We start from the raw sequence: 25,253 nt of genomic DNA on the forward strand, positions 1-25,253 counted from the left end.
GGGGGAGCTGCCTGACTGGCGGGAGTTTCCGGCGAACTCATTCGTAGCGAGCGTCAATTGCGATTTCTTCCATGGTGCTTTACGCCGGATATGTTGTTGTATGATTTTGCCGGTGACGGAGTCAACCATTTTTTTATAAATGTTAGCCCTATCGCGAACTCTTCTCGCTAGCGTCACATTAGCTGACGATTCCTCGTTCTATCAACTGTGCAATGACGGTTGCCGCAAGTTGATCCGGCGGCGCTGAACCGCCCGCCAAGGTAATCTCTGGTTGGAGCGGCGCTTCGTAGGGATCATCAATCCCTGTCATGCCTTTTAGCTCTCCTGCGCGGGCCTTCTTGTAGAGTCCCTTGGGGTCACGGCTTTCGCAAACTTCCAACGGCGTGTCGACGAAGACCTCGATAAAGTCCCCCGGCGAACCGCTCGCCTCCAAGCGTTTGCGAACGAGATCGCGATCTTTGCGATAGGGACTGACGAATGCGGCGAGAGTGATCAATCCCGCTTGGCAGAAGAGCTCGGTTACCGCTCCGATCCGGCGGATGTTTTCTTCACGATCGGCGGCGCCAAAGCCCAAGCCGAAACGTTTTGCGAAGTCGGCGTCGTGCGACTCGGCCAACATCGCCGTCGACGGATTGAGCCCGTGTCGCACGTTGTCGCCGTCGAGGAGAAACGTATGGACGCCGCGCTCATGCAGTTGACGGTCGACGAGATTGGCGATTGTGCTTTTGCCGCAACCGCTGAGCCCCGTGAACCAAATGACGCATCCACGATGGCCATTCAAACGTTCCCGATCGGCACGGCTGACCGCATGGTCGTGCCAGGTGACTTCGACTTTTTCCATCGCTATGACTTCTTCCGCTTCGCTTAATCGACGATGCCGGCCAATTCGCACAAGTTGGCTTGTTGTACGGGTTGGGGGCAACTCCAAACCAAAAAGAACAACGCTTCGCGGCACCAGCGGCCGACGGGATGGCCTGTAACGTAGCCTGCTCCCTTAGCGGCCGACAAGGCGGCTTGCGTACTGCGGAGTGCAATGCTGTTGGCGCGGCTCCGAAGTTGCTCGGTGCTGCAGAGGGGCTGGCCTGCTGCCGCCGAGAGCAGATCAGCCTCAAGGTCGCTCAATTCCTGAGCAAATGACTCTGCAGGGGCAGAGAGCTCTGTCCGCTTCACCGCTTCCTCGCGGATATACGCAGCGGCGGCGTTGGCCAAGCCGATCGCAAGCGTTGACGTTTCTAAGCCCCCTGTCTTGGCGCCGACGCCGGCTTTCATGACATTCTCCATCGGCCCAGCGAGCAAATCGTCAGGGCCGATCCGAACCTGCGAGAATTTCACCATTCCGGTCGCGCTGCCGCTCAAGCCAACGAGATCGGCTGGCTTTTCGGCAGTGACGCCGGGTGCGTTGCCGGGAACGGCAGCCAAAAGTTCGCGGCCATCTTCCAGCGTCGCGCCGACGACCAGCGTGTCGGCGTAAACGCCGCCGGTGACCCAGGGACTGTAACCATCGAGCAAAAAGCTGTCCCCGTCAACCTTTGCGCCGAGTACCGGCTTGCTTAAGTGGCGTCGGCTCGTCGTCAGGTGAGAGATTCCGACCGTCGCGAAGGTCGCCCCGCTGGCGAGACCGGGAAGCAGCCGCTCACGGGCGACTTCATTGGAGGATCCGGCGATTCGTCGGCAGGCGCCCGTTCGCTGCGTAATGATAAACGTGGTCGTCAGACAGGCAGCGCTCAGCTTTAAATAGCCGCGCACCACATCGGCGTCGCTCCATCCCAGTCCCCCATCTTCTTCGGAGAGAAACCAACGATAGACGCCGGCGTCGCCGCAGGCCTGCAAAGAAGTTGCGGGCCACGTCTCTTCGGATGCGAGTTGATGAAGTTGCTCGCAAAGGAGATCGAGTTCGGGATCACTTGGATGTTGGATCACGACAATTCTTTCGGACGATTTTCAAGAAGAAAATAAAACTTGGCGAAGATAGGCATTCGATTTGCTATCAGCTGTCATCGTACGCATTTCGGTGCGTCGTCGCTAGCGAAGAGCGTTCGCTCGTTTCGCAGGGGAAGGCGAACCACCTGTTGCCGGCGATAGCAAATCCAAATTAGTTAGTTGCTATCGCCAACTTACTGCGATATGTCTAAAGGAGACAGCGACTGCAAGAAGATAGCTTCAAGCATTCGGTTTCAGCTTCCGATTCGTAGGAGTGATTGGGGTCGCATCCCCAATAGCGAACAGGTACATTTGCCTTAAGTCTCCAGTTCCAAAGCGTTTCAGGCATTGCCTGCCGAAGGATGGATTATGAGTCAAGCAGAATTGACGCAGACCGAGTCAGACGCCGTGACTGGCGTCGTCGCTGAATTGTCGGCCGAAAAACTCTATGACAAGTGCATCGAGTTGGCCAACAATCTATGGTGGACTTGGCAACCTGATGTATTCAACCTCTTCCGCGACCTCGATCCAATTCGTTGGCGCCAGCTCGATCATAACCCGATCGCATTGCTGAAAGAGTTTACGCCGGAGCGACTTGAGCTTCGTGCCGCAGAAATGGTCCTCTACAGCCGCATTAACCACGCTTACCGCCGGCTGAAAGAATATTTGACGACGAAGGATACTTGGTCGGCCACTCACGCCGGCGTGCTTGGTTCTCGTCCTGTCGCTTACTTCTCCGCCGAATTCGGCATCCATGAATCGCTACCGATCTATTCGGGCGGTCTGGGGGTTCTTTCCGGCGACCACGTCAAAAGTGCTAGCGGATTAGGCGTTCCGCTGATCGCGATCGGGCTGTTTTACGACCAGGGCTACTTCAAGCAGCACTTGGACGTCGACGGCTACCAGCATGAAGAATATATGGACACGAAGGTCGAGAATCTGCCGATGAAGCCGGCGATCTCGCCCGACGGAACGCCGATCACCGTAACGCTCGAAACCCGCAGCGGTACGTTGAAGGCCAAAGTCTGGAAGATGAACGTCGGTCGCGTGAAGCTCTTTTTGCTCGACTGCGACGTCGACGGCAACAAGCCGGAAGATCGCGAGTTGACCAGCCGTTTGTACGGCGGCGACGAGCGGACCCGTATTCGCCAGGAACTGGTGCTCGGCGTCGGCGGTATGCGAGCGCTGAAAGCGCTCGGAATCACCCCCGGCGTTTACCACCTGAACGAAGGGCACAGCGCCTTCGCTCCGCTGGAAGGGATGCGGGAACGGATCGTGGAAGACGGACTGTCGTACGACGACGCCCTCCGCGACGTCGCGCGTCAGACCATCTTTACGACCCACACGCCGGTTCCGGCCGGTCACGACCGGTTTGACGCAGGGTTGATTGAAGAGCACCTTGGCCCGCTCCGCGACGCCATGGGGATCTCACACGATCAATTGATGGGTCTGGGACGGGTCGAACCGCAGAACCCGAACGAAACCTTCTGCATGACCGTCTTGGGGTTGAAGCTTTCCCGCCGCGCCAACGCGGTGAGCCAGCTGCATGGTCACGTCTCGCGACGCATGTGGGCTCATCTCTGGCCGTGGCGCGTGGAAGAAGAGATTCCGATCGGGCACATCACCAACGGCGTTCACGTCCCGAGCTGGGTCGCGTGGCAGATGTTGCAGTTGTACGATCGCCACTTCCCCAGCGGTTGGTATGGCCGGATGGGCGAAGCGGACGCTTGGCAGTTCATCCACAACGTCGATCCGGGCGAACTATGGGAAACCCACGCGACGCTGAAGAACCTGCTTTTGCAGTTCGTCCGTCGCCGCGTTTCGCGCCAATGTCGCCGTCGTGGCGAAAGTGATGACGCCGTCGAACGAGCTCGCACGCTGCTCGATCCGAACATCCTGACGATCGGATTCGCGCGGCGTTTCGCAACTTACAAACGAGCCGACTTGCTGCTGGACGATATGGATCGCTTGGACGAAATCGTCAACTCGACGACCCGTCCGGTGCAGTTCATCTTCTCCGGCAAGGCCCATCCAAAGGATGAGCCGGGCAAGGCGAAGATTCGCGACATCTTCAATCTTCGCAACGATGAACGTTTCCGTCACCGGATCGTCTTCGTCGAAGATTATGACATCAACGTCGCTCGCCACTTGATCCAAGGGGTCGACGTCTGGTTGAACAACCCGCGTCGTCCGTTGGAAGCCTCTGGAACCAGCGGTCAGAAGGTCGTCCTCAACGGCGGTCTGAACTGCTCGATTCTCGACGGCTGGTGGGCGGAAGCTCACGACGGCGCCAACGGTTTTGCGATCGGCAATGGACGAACGCACAGCTCGGTCGAACATCAGGACGCTCGAGACGGCAGCGAACTGTACCGCGTGCTGGAAGACGAAGTCGTGCCTCTCTTCTATGACCGCGACGTCGATGGACTGCCGCGCGAATGGATCAAACGCATGATGAACTCGATCAGCACGCTGGCCTGGCGATTCAGCGCTCACCGCATGGTGATGGACTACACGCGCCACGCGTATGTCCCGGCCGCCGGCGGCTTGAGCTGCGATATGAACCAGTTCTAACGTTGGACGTAACTATCCAAGGCGCCTTGCCGGTTTCGGCAAGGCGCCTTTTTTTTTGCGAATAGCCGAAACAAGCCGCGATTGCCCACGTTTCACAAACTCTTGTACAAGCGGATCTTACGAATCTCACGCAGTCCGTCGGCAGGCTCGTGGCGAGAACGTGGAATGTTAAGATTGTCCGTCGGTATCTGAACCTGCGGCTCCCAATAGGCGAAGATGAATTGAATCGGCGAGATCAGGTTTCTTACGTACGCCGCACGCTGAAGGAGAGCCGCGATGGCGGAGATCACTGGTAGCGATAGCCAGCGTCATTTTCGAGACGAAGCGCGAGTGCTCATCGCCGAAGTCGATACTTTGCGAACGGCGACGCAGCAGATGGTCGATCGTCATCAACTGCAATTGGATCGGCTGGCGGCCGATATGCGCGAAAGTGGTGAGAACCTGGTTCGCTACGTCGCCGCACGCCAATTTGACTTGCGGCCGCTGCAGTTGCGATTGCACGAACTCGGCGTAAGTTCTTTAGGTCGGATGGAAGCGTACGTTGAAGCGTCGCTCATCGCCGTGTTGCGGGTGCTGCAAGCCGTCGCCCAGCAAACGCCTATGGAGGAGGAAGGCGATACCGCGTTGAGCTTTCGCCAGGGAAGGGCCCTGTTGGTAAAACATGCCGCCGACCTGTTTGGGCATTTGCCGCCGCCGCGTCAGGTGAGCGTGATGACGACCATGCCGAGCGAAGCGGCTCAGCGGCCGCAGTTGATTCATGATCTCTTGGCTGCAGGCATGAACGTCATGCGGATCAATTGCTCGCAAGACTCCGCTGAGCAGTGGCGACAGATGATCGATCATCTCCGTGCCGCGGAAAAGGAACTTGGCTTATCGTGCAAAGTGTTCATGGATCTGGCTGGTCCCAATCCAAGAACGGGGCCGCTCACCGCGCAAGACAGGAAGATCGAGAAAACTGGGGCTCCTGATAATCAGGAGATCGTTGTTCGTGCCGGAGGCGTTTCGATTTCACCATCCGGATTTCCGCTACGGGATGGAGACTCCGTTCTAACGCTCAAAGAGAAGTTTGTTCGCAAGATTGAAGTCGGGGATCGTATCCTCGTTCGATCCGATGAGGAGCAACTCGTCGTGGAGGTGCGCCATTGCGACGCGTCAGGCGCGTGGGGAGTGGCGGAGCAGTCGGGACGCTTCGCCGTCAAAACGAGAATTGAGCTTTATCGGCAGGACGAAAGGGTCGCCAAGACCCGGTTGCGCCCCATTCCGACTTCGCCAGGCGAAGCGAGTTTCCGGCTTCACCCCGGCGAAACCCTGGTGCTGACGGCGTCTGACGAGTTGGGACGCGACGCCATTCGAAATGAAGCGGGCGAGATTGTGCAGCCGGCCGTTGTCGGCTGCACGCTTCCGGTCATTCTGCCGTTCGTTCAGGTCGGGCAGCGAGTCCTGTACGACGATGGCGACATGGAGGCGATCGTGCGGTCGCGAACCGACCAAGAGGTCACGCTGGAGATAACGCGTGCTCGGAAGGGGGCGGTCAAGATTCGGAGCGGGAAGGGGTTGAACTTTCCCGATACCGATGCAACTTGTCTCAATTCGCTGACCGAGAAAGATCACCGCGACTTGGAGTTCATCGTTCAACATGCCGACGCCGTCGGCTTCAGCTTCGTTCGCAATCCCGTGGACGTTCAGCGATTGCTTGATCGTCTCGACCAGCTTGAGTCGCAGCGTCTGGGAGTCGTCCTCAAGATCGAAACGCAAGACGCGTTTCGGAATCTTCCGATGTTGCTCCTCACCGCGATGCAGCGCTCGCCGGTCGGGGTGATGGTAGCGCGGGGAGACATGGGAGCCGAACTTGGCTTCCGGCGCATGAGCGAAGTCCAGGAAGAGATACTCTGGATTTGCGAAGCGGCTCACGTGCCGGTGATCTGGGCGACCGAAGTGCTCGATAGTTTCGCCAAAAGCGGAGTTCCGACGCGCGGCGACGTCACCGATGCGGCGATGGCAGGTCGCGCCGAGTGCGTGATGTTGAACAAAGGGGAGTATATCGTCGAGACGCTCGAGTTTCTCATCGACGTCTTAGGGAGAATGGGTGAGCATCAGCGCAAGAAATTCGCCCGCTTGCTAAAGCTGAATATGCGTCAGCTTCCCGAGAAAGAAGCTGCGGGGGACGAATCGTCGGAATCGAACGGGTAGCCTGTCGGCTTCGTTCCGCTCGCTGGACGGACGGTTTTCTCGCGAAAACTGTTTGCTTCGCCAGTTTGCAGCGATTAGAACACAGAAGCTTTTTCTCCTCTCCCTCGACAGGAACCGTCCCATGATCATTTGGGGATCTACCGGCCGTGAATCGACTTGCGCGTCCGGCGATTTCTTCTGTCCCACTTGTCGCCGCGACACCGAATACGGCCATCAGCGCGTCCAGCGATATTTCACCCTCTATTTCATTCCGCTGTTTCCGATGAACACGGTCGGCGAGTACGTCAAATGTTATTCGTGCGGCGGTCAGTACAGCACCGAGATTCTCGACATCCCCCGCGAACAGATTCGCGCGTTGATCGAACCCTGGATCTGCGGTCGCTGCGGCAATAACAACGCCGCCGAGTACGGCGAGTGCCTGGGTTGCAGGAGTCCCCGCCGCCTGGCGGCTCGTCCTCAACAGAGCAGAATCGCACCCCCGTCCGACGATGACGACATCATCGAGGCCGAATCGGTCTAACGCTATCGGCGGCGGCGTCGGCGTCTGAGTCGGAGGAGGGGCCCGTAAAACGCCCTGACTGCGTGCTGCCGTTAGTCGACGTCGCAACGGCGCTCTCCTGATCTGCCTGATGGCTGCGTAGCGCCATGTGGATCTTCTTCAAGAGCGTCTTGCGGTGGATCGGCTTCGACGAATAGTCGGAGCAGCCGACGTCGATGCAGCGTTGTCGATCTTCTTCCATCGCCTGAGCGGTCAGCGCGATGATCGGCAACTTGTAGCCTTGTTTTCGCAGCTTCTCGGTCGCCGTATATCCGTCCATGATCGGCATCTGCATGTCCATCAGGATCAGATCGAATTGCTGCGAGGTTTGGTCGGCGTGCTCCATCTTTTCTAACGCTTCGGCGCCGTTGGTGGCGAGCGTAATCTTTGCGCCGGCTCGTTCCAGGATGGTGCGGATCAGCAGCTGCGCGTCGCGACTGTCTTCGACGAGCAGCACGTTGGCGTCGAGATGCGTTGGAAATTCATGCGACGGTTTCGTCATGCTCGTCATGCACTCGTCGATCGATTCGACGAAGGGGATTCCTTCGATGTCGCCGACGGGGACCGAGAGGGTGAAGGAGGAGCCTTTCCCCATGGCGCTTTCGACGATCAGCGTACCTCCCATCAACTCGGCGAGACGGCGACTGATCGGGAGTCCCAAACCGGCGCCGCCGTAGGACCGAGAAACCGTATCGTCAGCTTGCACGAACGGTTCGAAGATCGACTCCAGCTTTTCGCTTGGGATGCCGGGCCCTGTATCGGTCACGCGGAACCGCAACATCCGCCGCCCGACGTCGCCGAAGGTCGACGAGAGTTCGAGGGTGACTCCCCCTTTCTCGGTGAATTTCAGTGCGTTGCCGACCAGGTTGATCAAGATCTGACGCAACCGCAGGGCGTCGGTTTCGATTTCGGCTGGGATCGGGGTCTTGCAGCGGACCGCGAGCGAAAGTCGCCGCGACGCAGCCCGTTTTTTCAGGATGCTCGCCACTTCGTTGGCGATCCGACCGGGCGAGCAGAGTTCCGTGTGAATTTCGGTTCGCCCCGCTTCGATCTTCGAGAGGTCCAGGACGTCGTCGATCAGCCCCAGCAAGTGTTCGCCGTTGCGAAGAATCGTGCTAAGCGTTTCGTTGCGTTCCTCCCCGGAACCGTAGTCAGGCGACTCCATCAGATTTTCGGTAAAGCCGAGAATCGCGGTCATTGGGGTGCGCAGCTCGTGACTCATCGTCGCCAGGAAGCGGCTCTTCGCCTCGTTGGCCGCTTCGGCGCGATGCTGTGCGGCGAGCAGCTCGTCATGCGCATGGACGATCTTCCAGGACATTGCGTTGAACTGACGGATGACGGAGTTCAGCTCGTCATGGTATTCGTCATCAACCTGCAAACCGAACTCCCCGTCCCCAATTCGCTTCGCGGCATGCGACAAACGCGAGATGCGCGTCCGCAAACGATTGCCGACGACCCAGCTGATCGCCAGAACGGCGGTCGCCAGCAGCATCGCGATCGCGAAGATGTTCCACCGCAATCGGGTCAGCGGCGCCATCAGGGTGCTTTCCGACTGATCGATGATCGTTTGCCAGCCAAGCCCGGCGAATTTTCCCGAACCTCGGCTCTCGGCGACGACGGACAGAATGCGTTTGCCGGTCGGATCGGCATGTTCATAGATTCGCTGCGTCGGCCCGTACGCGGTGAATTCCAAGCCTTCCAGCGGCGAGGTTTGGTCGAGCGGCGTGCGGGTGCTTTCGGCGGAGTGGTAGATGTACTTCTGATTGGAGTCGATCAGAGCAACGTTTAGCACGGAATCTTGCGAGGCGCGTTGATCGATCACGTCGATGATTTCATTCAGCGAGACGACGGTTTTCAGCACGCCCAGGAAATCGCCGTTGGCGTCATCGACGCGCAGGCAAAGGCTGATCGCATACTCGCCGGCGCTTTCGTCGTACGCGACGTTGTCGACGTAGACCGCTTCCTTCGCCGCCGCCTTCCACCACACTTCATCGTCTTGGCGATAGTCGGAAGTGCGGTTCGTTTCGGCGACGTTGGCGCCATAGCGGTTGGTAAGAAAAACTTCGCCATATTCGGCGGCGCCATATTCGTCATTGAGCAACGCGACTTGGCGAGCGAGTTCTTTCGACAGCGGCGACGCGTCGATTTCGCTCGACAGTATTTCGCTTTCCGGATCATGGGCTCGCCATTGTCGATCGCGCTCGTCGATCGTGCCTTGGATGTCGCTAAGCTCGGCGAACTCGGCGTTAGACTCGATCAGGGCCTGACGGATCTGGGGCGATTCGGAATAGGCCCTCCATTGGGCCGTTTTCGCGTGCACCATGCGATCGATCTCGTCGATCACCGACTGCGCCTGGCCGGCCGAACGGCTGACGATGACGTTGCGGAGAACGTCCGACGCCTGTCGGCTTGCGAGGTAGCCGAGCAGCAACATACTAACCACCAAAATGATTAGTAACGAATAGAACTTCGTCGTAAGCTTCATGTGCGTTGCCCCTACGCAAGAAACAAGCTTTCAACGCAAAGGATAGGACAGTCGTCGAAAAGGCGCATCGATTAGGGCCGACAAAATGCGGGTGTCGGCTTACTACGTAATTCTTACATGCGACTAACCGAAGTCTTGTGCGTCGACTCGGTCGGCGTCCGGTTTTATCAGTATGCCCCGATGTTTCGGGGCGAACCGAATCGGCGAACATTTAGCCTAGCAGGTCGAATGCGGTATGGACAGTTTGGACTTATTTCCCGCAGCTACCCGTTCTCGTCTGGGGGGCCAAGCGGTGATATACTGTCGAGCTTTCCCAAAGTACCTTTCGGCAATCTTCCCACTGAGGCTTGTGCGCGATGTCGATTACGCAGTTCATGGAACGCCATTACCGCCATTTTAATGCTCGAGAAATGCTCGATGCGGCGAAGTCCTACAAATCTTTCGTCGAAAACGGCGGCAAGATGATGGTTACCTTGGCTGGGGCAATGAGCACCGCCGAACTGGGCGTTTCGCTTGCCGAGATGATCCGCCAGGGGAAGGTCCACGCGATCAGCTGCACCGCCGCTAATCTGGAAGAAGACGTCTTCAATTTGGTGGCGCACAACGAATACAAGCTGGCCACCAACTACCGCGACCTGTCGCCGGAAGCGGAACGGGACCTGCGCGACGAAGGATTCAATCGCGTTACTGACACCTGCATTCCGGAAACGGTCGTCCGCCACTTGGAACGCCTGTTGACCGAACGCTGGGTCGAAGCGGGCGAAAAGGGAGAGCAGCATTCGCCGGTCGATTACTTCCGGATGCTTTTCGAAGCCAACGCGCTGGAGCCGTACTACCAGGTTCCGGTCGAAGACTCGTGGCTGAAAGCGGCGTTCGACGCCAAGATTCCGGTTTACGTGCCAGGCTACGAAGACTCGACGATGGGTAACATCTTCGCCGCCCGCGTGATTGACGGCACCGTCAAATCGCACAACGTGCTAAAGCCGGGGACCGCTCAGATGCAAGAGTTGGTCGAGTGGTACCTGAAGTACCAGAAAGATCACCCGATCGGCTTCTATCAGATCGGCGGCGGCATCGCCGGCGACTTCGCCATCTGCGCCGTACCGCTCATCATCCAAGATCTGGAACTGGACGTCAGCTACTGGAGCTACTTCTGCCAGATTTCGGACTCGACGACGTCGTTCGGTTCCTACAGCGGCGCCGTGCCGAACGAAAAGATCACGTGGAACAAGTTGGACGTCCACACCGACAAGTTCATGATCAACTCCGACGCGTCGATCGTCGCGCCGCTCATGTTCGCTTACGTGCTGGGGCAATAACGCCCCAGCACTGTTTTTCTTTGACCGGCAGGACGGCTAGCCAATTAACATGGCCGCCTGCCGCAGGCGATCGAGCGCTTTCGCCACCGCTTCGGCGGCGATTTGCTCCAACACTTCGCCTTCGGGGGCTGGCAACGGTTCGCCATCTTTACGCATCGTCAGCGTCCCGTTTCGCAGCATCTCCTTGAGACCGTTGCGAATCTCGAAATGCGTCTTTTCGCCGTCCATCAGGCCTGCGATATGTCGCGTCAAGTCGTCCAGCTTGATCGTCTCGTGCCGCGCGTTGGTGAGGCGATCGGTGCTCAACGCTTGCAGACGCGTAACGCCGGAGATCTTCGGTTTAACGGAAACCTCTCTGGTGCAGAGACTGGGAGTGTAAGAGACGTCAATCAGACCGCCGACCATCATGTGGACCATGTTGTTCGCCATGCCGCGTCGAATTGCGACCGGATCGGCAGTTCCCATTTCGCTCGCTTTCGCTTCGATATGAGCGACCAGGTCGTCAAACGAAACGGCCATGGGGAAGTTCGCCCCGATGAAGTCGATCGCCGCGGCCATCAATGGATCAGTCGTGTTCAGACCTTGGTTGGTTTGCATGTTGCGGAACGAAATGGTGTTTTCCGGCAACTGCTTTTCCGGCGGATTCTCGACCCGTCGCATCGGCGAGCTGAGCCAGGCTCCGTTCATCGCATTTTCATTGAGCGCCCGGTCGACCTTGGTTCCTTTCGCACAAAGCAGCGTCTGGCGGAACATGCGATTGCGGACGAAGTCGGCGTATTGCTCGCGCTGAATGATATCGGGGGCGACCCGTTCGAGCGTTTGCGCCACTTCCTTCGGGAAGTTGCCGGTCCACATGGTGGCCAGATGCGCTTCGGCCAGGTATTGCAGGTCGTGCTTGTTCGCCTCTTCAATGAACTCATGGAAGTAGAACTGGTAGTTGTTCGCTTCCAAGTGGTCGTGGTAGAGGTAGTTGTCGGACTGCTTCTTGAGCATGTTCAATTCGGAGTGAATCATGCTGCCGTAGGCGCCGTTTTCGGCGCCGACGCTGCTGGCGAGAAACTCCAGTAGAGCCCGCGCCTGCTGCACCTTCTTCTTCGGATCGGTCAGCGCGCGGGTGTGGTAGTTCATCATGTTGCGAATGGCGCCGCGGAGATGCCAGCCGGGAAGCGTGTTGTAGCTGACGAACGCAATCCCCTGCGGGTTCAAGTGCGAGCGGCAGATCTCGAGAATCTTGTCGCGAACTTCCGGCGGAACCCACGAGTAAACGCCGTGGCAAATGATGTAGTCGAATTTTCCGAGCGACTCATCGACATCCATGATGTCGAGATGTTTCGCTTCGATATTGGTCAGCCCAATCTTCTCGATGCTCGCCTTGGCAGATTCAATCTGGCGCTGCGACAAGTCGATGCCGATGAACTGGCTTTCCGGCAGCAGTTCGGCCATCGGAATGATATTGCCGCCGCCGGCACAGCCAATTTCCAACACGCGGCAATGGCGAATGTCGGCCGGGGTCATTCCGAACAAGCGACCCAAGGCGTGCAGGCGTTCCGGGTGCGTTTGGCGGAAGGGATGGCTCGGATAGGGAACGATATCGTAGCTGTTGTGCGCCGCTTCGAGGCTTTCGTTCATCTGCATAGTTTCAGCCGTCATCAGAACGCTGGACTCCACATCAGGGGGCGAGTAAGGAAGAGGGGGTGACTAGTCCCTTCATTTTCGTAACGCTCCCGCGATTTGTCTGCGGAAAACCCGACAAATCGGCGAGGTTCGCCCGCCTTACGTCACGGGATAGGCGAAATGCGCCGATTGTGACGTTTGGCGCCGTGGACTTACCCGTTTAATCGCCAAATCGCGAAGTTCAGACAGCTCGCGTAGCTGACCCACAGAAAATAGGGGACGAGCAGCAGTGCGGCCAGCGTCGCTCGACGTGCGAATCCGTAGATCGTCACCCCAATCATCAGCCAGAGGAGAACGATCACGATCAGCCCGACGAGCGGGCTTTCGAGGCCGAAGAAAAGGGGCGACCAGATTGCGTTCAGCGTTAACTGAACCGCAAACGCTGTGAGTGCTGCACGCGTGGCGGTCCAACTTCCGCCGCGCCATACCAACCAGGCGGCGATCCCCATCAAGATGTAGAGCGTCGTCCAGACCGGGCCGAAGAGGTAATTCGGCGGCGTCCAACTTGGTTTTTCCAGGCCCGCGTACCACGTTGGAATCTTAGGAGTGGTGAAGACCGCGCCGACGACGCCGACCGCAACGCAGAAGCCGACTGCCAAGATCAACGCTACGATCTGCGTTGATACGGCGTAGGAAGGGGACTCGTCTTTCGCATCCATCGCAATCTCGTCCAATTCCCGGTGAATCGATTCTCTATTGTTAGAGATCGATTCCGCTGCTGGGAGACTCCGGGCGGGGTGGCGGTGGCGCTCCGGAGGATGGTTTTTTCTCTGGTTCCGGCGGCGGTGGGGGAGGCTCTTCTTCCAACGGCGGACCATTTTCGATCGCGCCGCTAATCCCTTGCCGCAGTCGATCGAACAAGCCTCCCAGTGGTCGCGGAATGGGAGGAGTCTCTGGCACATCGGCTTGCGGATCAGGATTGGTGCGCAGACGCTGGAGCGGATTGTTCGGCATCTCCTCACGCATCCGTCGCAGCATCCCAGTCGCTGCGCCCAACACCTCTTCGACCGGAATGTCTCCGTCCTGGATGTTGCCCAGGAGCGTCTCGGTCATATTCTCCGGCGAATCGGCAAGGCCGACGATCGGCTGTTGCAACGTCCCGGTAATCTTCAGCCGCAGGGTCTTGCCACGCAGCATGTTGAGAATCGGGGTCTCTTCGTTGATGGTTTTGTCGAGCGGAACGGGGATCACGCAGAGGATGTCGAGCGTATCATCGAGTCCAACCGAACCGCTCGTCTTCACGCGACAGTTGGGCAATCCGATCTCCAGACCGTCATGATAGATGCGACCATTTTCTAGCTTGAAGTCGACCTGGCAGTTGTCGGCGATTTGGACCGTCGGCGCCATTTGCAGCGCATCGGTCACGGAGCGAACGACCGGCCCGGCGATGAGCGACGCATGATGGATTTCCAGCGTACCGTGCCCGCTACCCGCTTTCGGATTGTCGAGCGGGAACTCCCACTCTTCAAAGCGGAGCGACGCTTCGCCATTGACGTTGGTCACGCCGTGCATGATCGGCACGGCGTACTTCAGCAGGTCGTCGCACATCTCTTCGGTCAGCTTGAAGTGATGCATCGCTTGGATGTGATCGAACTTCAACAGCGGTCCATGATCGTCCGTGGAGGGAGTCAAGTGACCGGAGAGATCGAAGTGTTCGATCTTCCACTCGGCGCCGCCGGGACGATTGGCCGAGAGGGTTGCGTCTTGGATTTCGACCGAGACCTGCCGATTGAGCGCCTCGCTCAGGTTCTTTTGGTCGATCGGCGCCGGTTCGCTGGCGACCGAATCGATCAGGCTGTCCTCTTTCTTCTGAATGATGAAGTGGAGGTTAGGCTTGATGATTTCGAGGTTGCCCAACTGCCGCGGATTGACGATCAATTGCCAGAAGTAAACGTCATTCCTCATCTTCGGCACGGAGACTTCAAACTTGTCTTCCCGCTGGTGAATCTTGAGCCCTTCGATCCGCGTCGGCGTCAGCCAACCAAGCGAAACGCGATCGACCATCACCTCGACTTCCGAGGCGGCGAGGACGGCGCTCAAACCGCCTTGCGTGAGCGGTCGATACGAGACCAGCGTCGGCAGCGCGGCGACGAAGAGGACAATCGCTCCGAACGCGCAAAAGATCCACCAGAACCAGCTTCGCTTTTTGGGCGTTTCGTCCGTCATCGGAATCACCTACGTCCGAGGGGGAAGGAGTCGTCAGCGTTTCATCTTAATACGCCGGAGGACGCTTGGGAAAACCTTCCGGTCGGCAAAATTGGGGCAAATGCAAAAAAAAGAGCGATCCCGGGGGATCGCTCTTTCCGTTATGCGCGTTTCGCTGGGCGACTACGCCAGGCACTTGTCGAGCGCCGCGATCGCCGCATCGTAGTTCGGTTCCTGCGTCACTTCCGAAACGACTTCGGCGTAAACGACGTTGCCGTCCGCATCGAGGACGAACGAGCCGCGAGCCAGCAGCATTAGTTCTTCCATCAGCATGCCCCAGTTGTTGCCGAAGCTGCGGGTCTGATAGTCGGAACCCTTCTGGATATTCTCGATCCCTTCGGCGCCGCAGAAGCGGTTCATCGCGAACGGCAGGTCGACGCTGACCGTCAGCGCGTTGATCTTGTCGCCGTAGCTGCCGAGCTTTTCATTGAACTTGCGCGTCTGGGTCGCGCAAACGCCGGTGTCGACCGACGGGACGACGCTCAGAATGGTCGGCTTGCCTTTGACGTCGGCCAAGGTGATCGCCTTCAGACCTTCCGGACCAAAGCTGTGCAGGGTGAATTCGGGAGCCGGCTTGCCGACTTCCACCGCTTCACCGGCCAAAGTCATCGGGTTGCCTTTGAACGTAACGGCGCCTTTTCGCGACATGGGAGGTTCTCCTGAGCTGAGTATGCGTGCGAGGGGGTAGATAACGTCCGCATTGTCTCGCGCTGTCGGCGACCTAGAAAGGGGGCGCACTTGTTTGGCGACGAATCTTCTTGGCCAAGAAATACAACAGCCCGCGGGCCGAAGACCGCGGGCTGTCGCAATTCATCGTAGGTATCGCGAGATTTGGTGTTAGGCCCACTTCACTTCGAGCTGGTTCTCGATCTGATCGACGCCAGCTTGACGAAGGGCCTCTTGAGCCATTTGCTTGTGGAAAAAGGAGGAGACGCTTCCTTTCAACACGATGCGGTCTTGTTGCTGTTCAAAGCGGAGCGAGCGTCCGGCGAAGTGGGGATTGTTGGCGAGTACGCGCTCCACATTGGCGGAATATTCAGCTTGGTCCATGGATCTGCTCTAACTGGGATAAGCGGGGGGGAGAACGTCGCGGTGAGGCTGTCCAGTTATTGCTATCGACAGTGCTAGCGGAGCGAATTGAGCCCAGAACCCGGAATCTATCGCTGAAATTAGCGAAGCGGCGCCGATCATAACGATGGCGCCGCTTGGACGGACAGATTCAAGCTGGGAAAAGATTTCGGCGTGCGACTAGCCGAGCATCTTCTTCCCGAACGCAATGGCTTCGACCAATGCGTCGGCGATTTTGCCGGGCTCTTTACCGCCGGCTTGGGCCATATCAGGACGACCGCCGCCGGAACCGCCGACGATGGTCGAGATCGCTTTGACCCATTCGCCCGCTTTGCCGCCTGACTTGACGACATCTTCGCTCAGACCGGCGACCATCATCACCTTGTCTTCACCCTGGGCGGCAATCAGCAGGACCGCACATGGGGCCGCCTTCTTACGTAACTGGTCGATCAGCCCGCGCATTTCGTTCGGACCGGCTCCGGGAGCTTCGGCGACGATCAGCTTCGTCGAGCCGACGGTTTCGGCCTTGGCGAGCAAATCGTCCGCGGTCAGCACGCCCATTTCGGCGCGAGCGGCGATATCTTTCTTCAGCGATTCGACGTCGGCCAGCAGCGCCGCGACGCGGGCTTCGGCGTCGAACATGCCGACGTTGACCATACGGGCCGATTCTTTCAGCGTCTCTTTTTGCTGCGTGTAGTCAGGCGCCGCCGCTTTCGCGTTGGTGCTGATCGCAGCGAGCGCTTCCGGCGCTTTGCCGCTGCCGCCGGCCGCTTTCTTCAGATCGCGGACGTATTGCAGCAGTTGCTTGATCGCTTCCGGAACGTCGAGCATGTGAACGCCGAGCGACTTGGCGATTCCGCCGAGGGCCGACTCGACTTGTTCACGATACTGCTTCGCTCGTTCGCCGGTCAGGGCGACGATGCGGCGAACGCCAGCCGACGGGCCTTCTTCGCTGATCACTTCAAACATGCCGACTTGCGACGTATTGGTCAGGTGAGTGCCGCCGCACAGTTCGCGGCTGAACGTTCCCATCGAGACGAGACGCACCGGGTCGGGATACTTTTCGCCGAACAGCATCATCGCGCCCAGTTCGCGAGCTTTCGCCAACGGGACCGTTTCCCATTTGACGGTTTCTCCCGCAGCGACCCGTTCGTTGACGTCTTCTTCGATCGCCGCGAGTTGTTCCGGCGTGACGGCGCTCATGTTGCTGAAGTCGAATCGCAGCCAATCTTCGTCGACCTTTGAGCCTTGCTGCTGCGCGTGTTCGCCAAGGTGCTTCTGCAACGCGTAGTGCAGAATGTGGGTCGCCGAGTGAGCCCGCTGAACGCCGCACCGGCGTTGGCTGACGACCGCTCTGGCGTCGGTGTTGCTGCTGATCTTGCCGTTGGCCAGATAACCGCGATGCAGGAACAGGTCGCTATCTTTCTGCGTGTCGGTGACGATGAAGAGGAAGTCTTCGCCCACGATCTCGCCGGTGTCGCCGACCTGACCGCCTGATTCGCCGTAGAACGGCGTGCAGTCGGTGACGACGATCAGTTCGTGTTCGGCGCCGAGTTGGTCGTAATCGTCAACCAGCTTGGTCGTACCGTCTTCGTCGTTCGCCACGATCCCTTTGATGGTGACGTCCGCATCGCTCTGGTCGTAGCCGACGAAGTCGGTTTTGCGGAGCGTGTTCTTCAGCGACTCGATCGGGCCGGAGCCGAACAGTTCGATGGTATCGCGTCCGGTCGCTTCGCCGAACTTCTCCATCTCTTCCTTGTAGCCGGGCCAGTCGAAGGTCAGCCCTTTCTCCGCGGCGACTTGTTCAAACAATTCCGGCGGGAAGCCATAGGTTTGATAGAGTTCCGCCGCTTCAACGCCGTTGACGACGGTCAGGTTCTCTTTGCGCATCGTCGCGAAGACCTTCTCGGTACGCGCGAGACCTTCGTCGAGACGATCAAGGAAGTTCGCCTCTTCCGTCTTGATGACGTTCGCGACGCGCTGCGTCGTCTCTTGCAGTTCCGGGTAGGGGACCTTCATCATCTCGGCGATCTTGTCGACCAGCTGATAGGCGAACGGTTCGCGGAGACCCATTTGGTGACCGTCGAGAACCGCGCGGCGGAGCAACCGGCGGATGACGTACTTCTCTTTGTTGGCGCCGGGATAGACGTTCTCGTGAATCGCGAAGGTGCAGGCGCGAATGTGATCGGTGATGCGGCGGAGTCGACGACCGTTGTCTTCTTCCGGCACGTACTTCACACCGCAGATTTCGGCCGCCGCTTCGACAATCGGACGAAGGATGTCGATGTGGTAGTTGGTCGTCACTCCTTGCAAGGTCGCCGCGGTACGTTCAAGACCCATGCCGGTATCGATGTTCTTGCTCGGCAGCGGCTCCAGGTTGTTCGGCGGATCGCCGACGCGGTTGAACTGCGTGAAGACGAGATTCCAGATCTCGACCGGCTTGCTCCCTTTCGGGTGAAAGTAGATTTCGCTGCACGGACCGCAGACGCCGTCGGGACCTTGGCTCGGCGCGCTGGCGGGCCAGAAGTTTTCGTCTTCTTCCAGACGTTGAATGCGGGCGGTCGGCAGACCGATCTTTTCGTGCCAATAGTCGGCCGCTTCGTCGTCGTCTTTGTAGACGGTGACAGAAAGTTGATCGGCCGGCAGACCGAGCCACTTCTTATCGGTTAGAAATTCCCACGCCCACGTGATCGCTTCCGCTTTGAAGTAGTCGCCGAAGCTGAAGTTGCCCAGCATCTCGAAGAAGGTGTGGTGATACGCGGTGCGACCGACGTTGTCGATGTCGCCGGTGCGCAAGCACTTCTGGCACGTGGTCGCGCGGGTGAAGTCGAGCTTCACGCGGCCGAGAAAATGGTCCTTAAACTGGTTCATCCCGGCCGGGGTGAAGAGGACCGAAGGATCCCAGGTCGGCACCAGCACGTCGCTCGCGCGGCGGGCATGCCCCTTGGTTTCGAAGAAGCTGAGGTACTTTTCGCGTAATTCGTCGGTCTTCATGGCGAAATCAGGCCGGGCCAGTAAGAGTCAAATAGTGCTGTTTAAAGGGGTTATGATAAGCCCTGAAGGGCAAATCGGCTAGGCGGCGCGGAGGCCGACTTCCCGCTATAGAGTAGGACCGGGTTAGGCGGGAAAGGTTTGCGGCTAGCAAAAAAAAGAGGCTTCCGGGTGATGCGAACCGGAAGCCTCTTTGGTCACGGACGTCGGATGGAGCCCGCCGACGTCCAAACGGAGGAAGTCTCGTTGCTCAACTCAAAACAAACTCCCGGTCCTGCATGTCGACTGCGGAGATTCAGCCGCACGCAGCGGAGGAGGGGCCTATAGCTCTTCTTGGTACTCTTCTTCGTCTTCCGCTTCCGGCTTCTCGACCGGAGCCTTTTCAAACAGCTTTTCGCCGCCGTGTCCGGCCGCGGCCAGCACCTTGGCCTTCAATTCCTCGGTGATCGAGGGGTTTTCGAGCAAAAAGGTGCGGGCTTTTTCTTTTCCTTGGCCCAATTGCGTGTCGCCGTAACGGAACCAGGCCCCGCTGCGAGCGACGATTTTTTGTTCCAGGGCGAGGTCGAGGATGTCCCCTTCGTAGCTGATGCCGTTGGTGTGCATCATGTCGAACTCAGCGACGCGGAACGGAGGCGCGACTTTGTTCTTCACCACCTTGCAGCGAACGCGTTGGCCGACCACGTCTTCGCCATCCTTCAGCTGGCCGATGCGACGGACGTCGACGCGGCACGAGCAGTAGAACTTCAAGGCGCGACCGCCCGGGGTCGTTTCGGGGCTGCCGAACATCACCCCCACTTTTTCGCGAATCTGGTTGATGAAGATCACGATCGTCTTCGACTTGGCGATGATGCCGGTCAGCTTACGCATCGACTGGCTCATCAAGCGGGCCTGCAAACCGACGTGGGAATCGCCGATTTCGCCGTTCAGTTCCGCACGGGGAACCAAGGCCGCGACCGAGTCGACCACGATCACGTCGACCGCGTTCGATTTGACCAGCATTTCGGTAATTTGCAGGCCTTCTTCACCGCTCGACGGTTGGCTGACCAGCAGCGTTTCGAGCTCGACGCCCAGTTTTTTCGCCCAACTCGGGTCCAACGCGTGTTCGGCGTCGACGAAGGCCGCGATGCCGCCCGCCTTTTGGGCTTGGGCGATCACATGGAGGGCGATCGTCGTTTTACCGCTCGATTCCGGGCCGAAGATCTCGATGATGCGTCCGCGGGGTAGTCCCTTCCCGCCGAGCGCCAAGTCGAGCGACAGCGAACCGGTTGGGATCCCTTGGATCTCCTGGTGGCTCGAGCCGAGGGGCATGATCGCCCCTTCGCCAAATGACTTTTCGATTTGTTGCAGCGTCGTTTTCAGAACGGCGTTACTCGCCAGCATGGCGGCGACGTCTTTGTGCTCTCCCTTGGGAGACTTGTCGGCAGCAGCTTTCTTGCTGGTTTTGCTGGTATCTTTTTTCGCCATTCGTCCGTTCTTGGAAGCAGTTGCAGTGACCATTTTCCGGGCTCCTTTATGGTAAATGTCCTGTCCGCTGGCAAGCATCCTTAGTCCGCATCGACTAAACGGATGGACAGTGTACGCCTGTATGGTGTACATGTCAACACTTACTTGCCGCTGACTAAAAAGAAGTATCGGGGCGCCCTGAGACACGGTTGGTCACCGCCCAGGGAGAATCCGAAATTTTTTTCTTGGGGCCAGGAAATGAGAAGACGGGTAGTTTGCGTCAAGATTGACGTGTAGTGCTTGGTGCCTGGTGCCATGCTCTTGCCGCGTCTTCGCGGGATGAGCATGTCTCCCGATCCGGACTGGACTGGACCGCAGCGCGCTTTTTTCGGTCGGGAGTGGACTGGACCGTAGCGCGTTTTTTTCGCCTGACTTTGGAAAGTTCCATTTCATCTTCGTTCTATGCCCGGGCTTTCTCCACCGACGCATGTTCCCTATCGCGCCGGTGATTCGGCAGCGCGCAGCATCGTCCGGCGCGGAACTGGGCCGCGAAATTCTCGTAGCGAAAACGAGAGGTCAGCCTGGCCGCAAGACGGCTCGTCCCAGAGCCAAGATCGGGAGCGCATAAGCTCGCGAGGGCTTTACGAAATCGACCACAACTCCGTGCGCTTTGTCAACAGACAAAGTTGGGAGCCAGGGCAGGGGTGTCCGCATCTCTTACGACGCGATCTGTTCCGGCGTCGATTCTTCCGCTTCTTCATCCAGATGGTGCTGGTGGATGCGGGTCTTGCCTTCAAACTCTTCGATCGCCGGCAGCAGGCTGAAGAGGCGTTCGTCGATCTGGTGGAAGAGATTGATGATGCGGCTCTCGAAGTACTGGGCCAAGATCGCCGCCGGGATCGCGACGACCAGACCGCCGAGCGTGGTGACCAGCGCGACGTAAATTCCTTCGGCCAGTTGATTGGCGCGGTTGCCGCCGATGTCGAGCTGCGTCGTCTTGTAGAACGCCCAGATGATCCCCCAGACCGTACCCAGAAGACCCATCAGCGGCGTCACGCCGGCGGCGAGCGTCAGCCAGCGGACGTTACCATATAGACGGTCCGCTTCCCGTTCGCTCGCTTCGTTCACCGCGTGGACCACTTCCGCTTGCGGACGCCCAATGCGCGAGAGCATCGACTCGACGATGCTGGCCATCGCCGACGGATACTTCTTGCACAAGCGATACGCTTCTTTCGGTTGAAAGCCTTGCGGCGAGTCTTGCAGCTCTTCCAAGCCTTCGACCAGATTGGGCGGAATGATCCGTCCGCGGCGAAGCGCGATCGCGCGTTCAAAGGCGAGGGTGACGACCAAGACCGACATCAAGCCGATCGGGATCATCATTTGGCCGCCCTTCAGGATCAGCGCGACCAGGTGAAGCTGATTGTCGTCTCCCAGCTTTTCTTCGAGCAAAGCTCCCGACTCGTTCGCGGTCGGCGCAGGCTCTTCCTCGGTCGCGGCGGCGTCATTCTCTTGCGCCCAAGCGGCGACGACGCCGACGCCTGCGGTGAGCAGGAAGGTGAAGAGGAGGAGCGCGACGTATCGCTGAGTTAACGAAAATCGTGTCATGGGAACCTGCGTTTACAGTTTGTTGATCGCGTCCAGTCGACCGGCGGCCAGTTTCGCTTCGGGCGTTTGTGGATAGTCCGAAACGACCATGCCGTAATACTTCTTCGCTTCCGAGATGTAGCGGACTCGCGGGGCGCCGACCGCGTCGCGGATGCGAACTTCGTTGCAACGTCCCAGTTCGTAGGCCGCCTTGGCTTGCCACGGCTTCACTTCGTCCACCGATTTGGCGCCGCCGAAGCCGAGGACGACCCGTTTGAATTGTCCTTCGGCCGCTTCGTAGTCTTTCTTCTCGAAGTACAGTTCTCCCAGCATGAACCGAGCGCGAGCGCCGGTTCGGCCCGGGGAGAGATCGGCTGCGGTCGTAAATCGTTTGATCGCGTCGTCGACCTTCTTCTGATTGTAATTGGCCCAGCCGATTTCGTATTCGGCCTCGGCGGCGACCGGAGAATCAGGCGATTTGGCCAGCAGGTCGTTCATCCAGCGGATCGACTCGTCCCATTTTTTCAGCTGAGCGGCCGATTGTCCGGCATGCAGTCGCCACAGGTCGCGCATGTCGTTGCTCGACAGTTTCTCAGCTTGGACCTGGCCGTAGGCCGACAGTGCGTCGGCGAACTTGTCCTGTTTATAAAGGCATTCGCCTCGCATGAAGCTGGCGTCAGCCGCGAGCGGACCGCCGGCATACTTGCTGGTCTGTACGGCGAACGCATCGGACGCAGCGGCATAGTCCCCCAACTGATAGTTGGACCAGCCAAGTTTGTAGGCCGACTTCTCGCCGACATCTTCCGCTTTCGCGGCGGCCAGCGCTGCGGAGTAGGCCTTGTTTGCGGCGGCGTAATCTTGGCGATCGTAGGCCGCTTCGCCGACGTGGTAGTTCGCTTCGGCCGCCAACGGGCTTTGCGGATGGGTCGCCGCCAATTCGGCGAACGTCTCGGTCCCTTTCGCCCCATTGCCGGAAGCCTTCAGCGACCAGGCGAGTTCATACAGCACCTTGTCGTCGTTCTCGTACTTGGGGAACTCTTTCTTGAGGGCGGCGAACTGGGCGGCGGCGCCGGCCTGATCGTTGGCGCCAACCAGGCAGAGTCCCTTCAAATACAACGCATCGGCTTTGTCGGCCGCTTGCGGCGCCTTTTGCAGATAAGCGTCGACGTCTCCGGCGGCTCCGGCGAAGTCGCCGGCCAGGCGGCGCGAGACCGCCCGGGCATGCAGCGTCTGCGGGGCCAGTTCATGATTGCCGTGCTTGGTCAGCAGTTGCGTGAAAGCGTCGGTCGCTTCTTTGCCTTGTTGCTGCTGAATGTGGGACCAGCCAAGACCGTACAAGGCGTGCGGCGCCAGCGGCGAACTGCCGAACTTGTCAGCGACCAGCTTGTACTGCTTCGCCGCATTGGGGTAATCGGCGGCGGCGTAGTAGTACTCGCCCAGTCGGTAGGCGGCATGGTCTCCCAGCGATGAACTGGGAAACTGCTGTTGCATCTTCTGCACGGTCGCGATCGCCGAGGCGTTATCCCCTTGCTTGTGCATCGTGCGCGAAAGGAGGATCAACGTTTCGTCCGCCTGGCGCCAGTCGGCCTTCGCGGCGAGCGAAGCGGCCAGGCTTTGCTGCGCGGCCGGAAACTGATCGAGCGCGAATTGGCTCGAACCTAGCAAGAAGAAGGCTTCCGCTTTCAGGGCCGGATCGGTCAGCTTGCCGGCGGTCGGCGAGAGAAACGCGATGATGTCGTTGTGCTTTTCTTGCAGCAGCAGCGCCAGCGCCAGACGCATCTGCCACTTTCCCTTTTCAGGGCGTTTGTCGCCGGCGGCGATCAGCTCGCGGAACATCTTGTCAGCGTCGGCGTACTTCTTTTCCTGCAGCGCCGCTTCGGCCGCGACATACTTGGCGTCGAGCAGCAGGTCATGCTTCGGAAACTGGTCGACGAACGTTTTCGCCAGACGAGACGCGGTGGCGTAGTCTTGCGTTTCGAGGGCCGCGAACGCCCCGTTGTAAAGAGCCTGGGGCGCTTGAGGATCTTTCGGGTGTTGCGTGACGATCTGCTGATAGAGCTTGACCGATTCGCCGCGGCGGTTCGGCTGATCGTAGAGAGCGTCGGCCTGGTCGATCAGCAGCGGCACCAACTGCGGGCTCTCTTTGGCGGCGGCGATCTTCGACGCGGCCAGCTTTTCGGCGTCTTGCGGCTTCCCATTCTTCAGGTAGACGCGGCAGAGCCAATGGGCCGCTTCAAGGCCGGAGTCGCCGGGCAGTTTTGACGCGTCGCCCAGCAGCTTGGCCGCTTCGCTCCAATTGCCGGCGCGATAGTAGCAACGTCCGGCGAGCATCAGCGATTCGTCGTGGTACTTCGACTGCGGATAGTCGTTGGCCAGTTTCGCGTAGACGGCGCCCGCTTCGGCGACCTTGTCTTGCTTCAAGCGCGCGAAGGCCAGGCGATAGAGGGCGTGGTCGATCAGCGGGAACTTTGGATCGGCGGTCACCGCGGTCAGCGTTTGTTCGGCCTTGGCGAAGTCGTTCTGCGTCAGCATCGTTTCGGCCTGACGCATGCGGACTTCGGCCGCCAGGTCATGCTGCGGAAAGGCGGCGAGGAACTTGCCGTAAACGTCAGCCGCTTCGCCCGGCTTGTTCAGCTCTTCCAGCGTCACTCCCCAAGCGTAGGCGCCATCGGCGCGATAGGGGCTTTGGGTGAACTGTTCCACCAGCGCTTTGTAGGGACCGAGCGAACGTTCTTTCTGTCCGCTGAGGTAGAACGATTCGCCGGCGAAGTAGAGGGCCTGATCGGCGTTCTTGCCTTTGGGGTACTCTTTATAAAGCTGCTCGAACGTTTTGGCGGCGCTGTCGAATTGTTTCGGATCGCTCGTCTTGGCCCAGCTGTAGTAGGTCGAGCCGAGATTGAGCAGCGCGTCTTCGCGGAGGTCGGTCTTCGGGTTGTTTTTCAGGATGGCGAAAAAGTTGCTCGCCGCGTCGGAGTACTTTTCGAGCTTCAGCTGACAGACCGCCAGGTTGTTGCGGGCCTTCTCGGCGAGCACGTCGTTCGGATAGCGCGTGAGGAACTTGCTCCACTCTTCGGAGGCGAGCTTGTATTCTTCCGCTTTTTGAAAGGCGACGGCGTCCGAATAGACGATCGCAGCTTCGGGGGGCGTTACTTGCCCCCAGACGATGCAGGCGAACATCAGCACAATTACGAGCGAACCGGCGAGCGGCAGAGTCAGATGGCGAATCGGCATTATCTGGCGCGGGTGGGGGTGGAAAGCTGGTTGG

16 protein-coding genes are annotated in these 25,253 nt (G+C 59.0%); 4 read left to right on the top strand and 12 right to left on the bottom strand.

The window, feature by feature from the left end; translation table 11 throughout:
• Window positions 1–178: 178 nt before the first annotated feature.
• Together cysC and LOC68_RS21565 are read right to left on the bottom strand one after the other, a co-directional pair.
• On the bottom strand, window positions 179–841 hold the full coding sequence (cysC, locus tag LOC68_RS21560; RefSeq protein ID WP_230222569.1) for an adenylyl-sulfate kinase: 663 nt from the start codon (window positions 839–841) through the stop codon (window positions 179–181).
• 23 nt (window positions 842–864) lie between these two features.
• Window positions 865–1,920, bottom strand: a complete 1,056-nt coding sequence (locus LOC68_RS21565; protein WP_230222571.1) for an acyl-CoA dehydrogenase family protein — start codon at window positions 1,918–1,920, stop codon at window positions 865–867.
• 369 nt (window positions 1,921–2,289) lie between these two features.
• Here LOC68_RS21565 and glgP point away from each other — a divergent pair, with 369 nt between their 5' ends.
• The 3 genes from glgP (at window position 2,290) to LOC68_RS21580 (ending at window position 7,201) form a co-directional block, all read left to right on the top strand.
• A complete protein-coding gene (glgP, locus tag LOC68_RS21570; RefSeq protein WP_230222573.1) occupies window positions 2,290–4,491 on the top strand; it encodes an alpha-glucan family phosphorylase in 2,202 nt (733 codons plus the stop codon).
• A gap of 276 nt (window positions 4,492–4,767) precedes the next feature.
• Window positions 4,768–6,681 carry a pyruvate kinase gene (locus LOC68_RS21575; RefSeq protein ID WP_230222575.1) on the top strand — a complete coding sequence of 638 codons (1,914 nt, stop codon included), beginning with the start codon at window positions 4,768–4,770 and terminating at the stop codon, window positions 6,679–6,681.
• 121 nt (window positions 6,682–6,802) lie between these two features.
• Window positions 6,803–7,201: a zinc-ribbon domain-containing protein gene (locus LOC68_RS21580; protein WP_230222577.1), complete on the top strand. Its 399-nt coding sequence runs from the start codon at window positions 6,803–6,805 to the stop codon at window positions 7,199–7,201.
• On the opposite strand, the gene LOC68_RS21585 is transcribed toward LOC68_RS21580, so the two are convergent.
• Entirely contained in the window at window positions 7,179–9,704 is a 2,526-nt protein-coding gene (locus LOC68_RS21585; RefSeq protein ID WP_230222579.1) for an ATP-binding protein, read from the bottom strand. The genes LOC68_RS21580 and LOC68_RS21585 overlap by 23 nt on opposite strands.
• Before the next feature lie 356 nt (window positions 9,705–10,060).
• Between LOC68_RS21585 and LOC68_RS21590 the strand changes: the two genes are divergently transcribed.
• Window positions 10,061–11,023: a deoxyhypusine synthase family protein gene (locus tag LOC68_RS21590; RefSeq protein WP_230222581.1), complete on the top strand. Its 963-nt coding sequence runs from the start codon at window positions 10,061–10,063 to the stop codon at window positions 11,021–11,023.
• Between the two features lie 36 nt (window positions 11,024–11,059).
• Here LOC68_RS21590 and LOC68_RS21595 read toward each other — a convergent pair whose 3' ends face one another.
• From LOC68_RS21595 to LOC68_RS21635, 9 genes are all read right to left on the bottom strand, one after another.
• Complete coding sequence (locus tag LOC68_RS21595; protein WP_230222583.1) at window positions 11,060–12,673, bottom strand: methyltransferase regulatory domain-containing protein; 1,614 nt, start codon at window positions 12,671–12,673, stop codon at window positions 11,060–11,062.
• Between the two features lie 176 nt (window positions 12,674–12,849).
• Window positions 12,850–13,356 (bottom strand): TspO/MBR family protein, encoded by a 507-nt coding sequence (locus LOC68_RS21600; RefSeq protein ID WP_230222585.1) that lies wholly within the window; start codon window positions 13,354–13,356, stop codon window positions 12,850–12,852.
• A 40-nt stretch (window positions 13,357–13,396) separates the two neighbouring features.
• Window positions 13,397–14,863: an AsmA-like C-terminal region-containing protein gene (locus LOC68_RS21605; RefSeq protein ID WP_230222587.1), complete on the bottom strand. Its 1,467-nt coding sequence runs from the start codon at window positions 14,861–14,863 to the stop codon at window positions 13,397–13,399.
• 162 nt (window positions 14,864–15,025) lie between these two features.
• On the bottom strand, window positions 15,026–15,550 hold the full coding sequence (tpx, locus tag LOC68_RS21610; RefSeq protein ID WP_230222589.1) for a thiol peroxidase: 525 nt from the start codon (window positions 15,548–15,550) through the stop codon (window positions 15,026–15,028).
• A 189-nt stretch (window positions 15,551–15,739) separates the two neighbouring features.
• Window positions 15,740–15,952 (bottom strand): BON domain-containing protein, encoded by a 213-nt coding sequence (locus LOC68_RS21615; protein WP_230222591.1) that lies wholly within the window; start codon window positions 15,950–15,952, stop codon window positions 15,740–15,742.
• Between the two features lie 198 nt (window positions 15,953–16,150).
• Window positions 16,151–18,964: an alanine--tRNA ligase gene (alaS, locus tag LOC68_RS21620; protein WP_230222593.1), complete on the bottom strand. Its 2,814-nt coding sequence runs from the start codon at window positions 18,962–18,964 to the stop codon at window positions 16,151–16,153.
• A 318-nt stretch (window positions 18,965–19,282) separates the two neighbouring features.
• Window positions 19,283–20,425: a recombinase RecA gene (recA, locus tag LOC68_RS21625; protein WP_390623431.1), complete on the bottom strand. Its 1,143-nt coding sequence runs from the start codon at window positions 20,423–20,425 to the stop codon at window positions 19,283–19,285.
• A gap of 696 nt (window positions 20,426–21,121) precedes the next feature.
• Window positions 21,122–22,009, bottom strand: coding sequence for a MotA/TolQ/ExbB proton channel family protein (locus tag LOC68_RS21630; RefSeq protein ID WP_230222594.1), 888 nt, complete (start codon window positions 22,007–22,009; stop codon window positions 21,122–21,124).
• Between the two features lie 12 nt (window positions 22,010–22,021).
• Window positions 22,022–25,219, bottom strand: coding sequence for a tetratricopeptide repeat protein (locus LOC68_RS21635; protein ID WP_230222596.1), 3,198 nt, complete (start codon window positions 25,217–25,219; stop codon window positions 22,022–22,024).
• Window positions 25,220–25,253: the final 34 nt, after the last annotated feature.

Origin of the sequence: Blastopirellula sediminis, assembly GCF_020966755.1 — a bacterium.
GTDB lineage: Bacteria > Planctomycetota > Planctomycetia > Pirellulales > Pirellulaceae > Blastopirellula > Blastopirellula sediminis.

Excerpts from the sequence above, each read along its gene's own strand:
- alaS (WP_230222593.1), bottom strand. The coding sequence starts at position 18,964 with ATGAAGACCGACGAATTACGCGAAAAGTACCTCAGCTTCTTCGAAACC.
- cysC (WP_230222569.1), bottom strand. The coding sequence starts at position 841 with ATGGAAAAAGTCGAAGTCACCTGGCACGACCATGCGGTCAGCCGTGCC.
- LOC68_RS21630 (WP_230222594.1), bottom strand. The coding sequence starts at position 22,009 with ATGACACGATTTTCGTTAACTCAGCGATACGTCGCGCTCCTCCTCTTC.
- LOC68_RS21615 (WP_230222591.1), bottom strand. The coding sequence starts at position 15,952 with ATGGACCAAGCTGAATATTCCGCCAATGTGGAGCGCGTACTCGCCAAC.
- recA (WP_390623431.1), bottom strand. The coding sequence starts at position 20,425 with ATGGCGAAAAAAGATACCAGCAAAACCAGCAAGAAAGCTGCTGCCGAC.
- LOC68_RS21635 (WP_230222596.1), bottom strand. The coding sequence starts at position 25,219 with ATGCCGATTCGCCATCTGACTCTGCCGCTCGCCGGTTCGCTCGTAATT.
- glgP (WP_230222573.1), top strand. The coding sequence starts at position 2,290 with ATGAGTCAAGCAGAATTGACGCAGACCGAGTCAGACGCCGTGACTGGC.
- tpx (WP_230222589.1), bottom strand. The coding sequence starts at position 15,550 with ATGTCGCGAAAAGGCGCCGTTACGTTCAAAGGCAACCCGATGACTTTG.
- LOC68_RS21590 (WP_230222581.1), top strand. The coding sequence starts at position 10,061 with ATGTCGATTACGCAGTTCATGGAACGCCATTACCGCCATTTTAATGCT.
- LOC68_RS21580 (WP_230222577.1), top strand. The coding sequence starts at position 6,803 with ATGATCATTTGGGGATCTACCGGCCGTGAATCGACTTGCGCGTCCGGC.
- LOC68_RS21595 (WP_230222583.1), bottom strand. The coding sequence starts at position 12,673 with ATGACGGCTGAAACTATGCAGATGAACGAAAGCCTCGAAGCGGCGCAC.
- LOC68_RS21605 (WP_230222587.1), bottom strand. The coding sequence starts at position 14,863 with ATGACGGACGAAACGCCCAAAAAGCGAAGCTGGTTCTGGTGGATCTTT.
- LOC68_RS21600 (WP_230222585.1), bottom strand. The coding sequence starts at position 13,356 with ATGGATGCGAAAGACGAGTCCCCTTCCTACGCCGTATCAACGCAGATC.
- LOC68_RS21585 (WP_230222579.1), bottom strand. The coding sequence starts at position 9,704 with ATGAAGCTTACGACGAAGTTCTATTCGTTACTAATCATTTTGGTGGTT.
- LOC68_RS21575 (WP_230222575.1), top strand. The coding sequence starts at position 4,768 with ATGGCGGAGATCACTGGTAGCGATAGCCAGCGTCATTTTCGAGACGAA.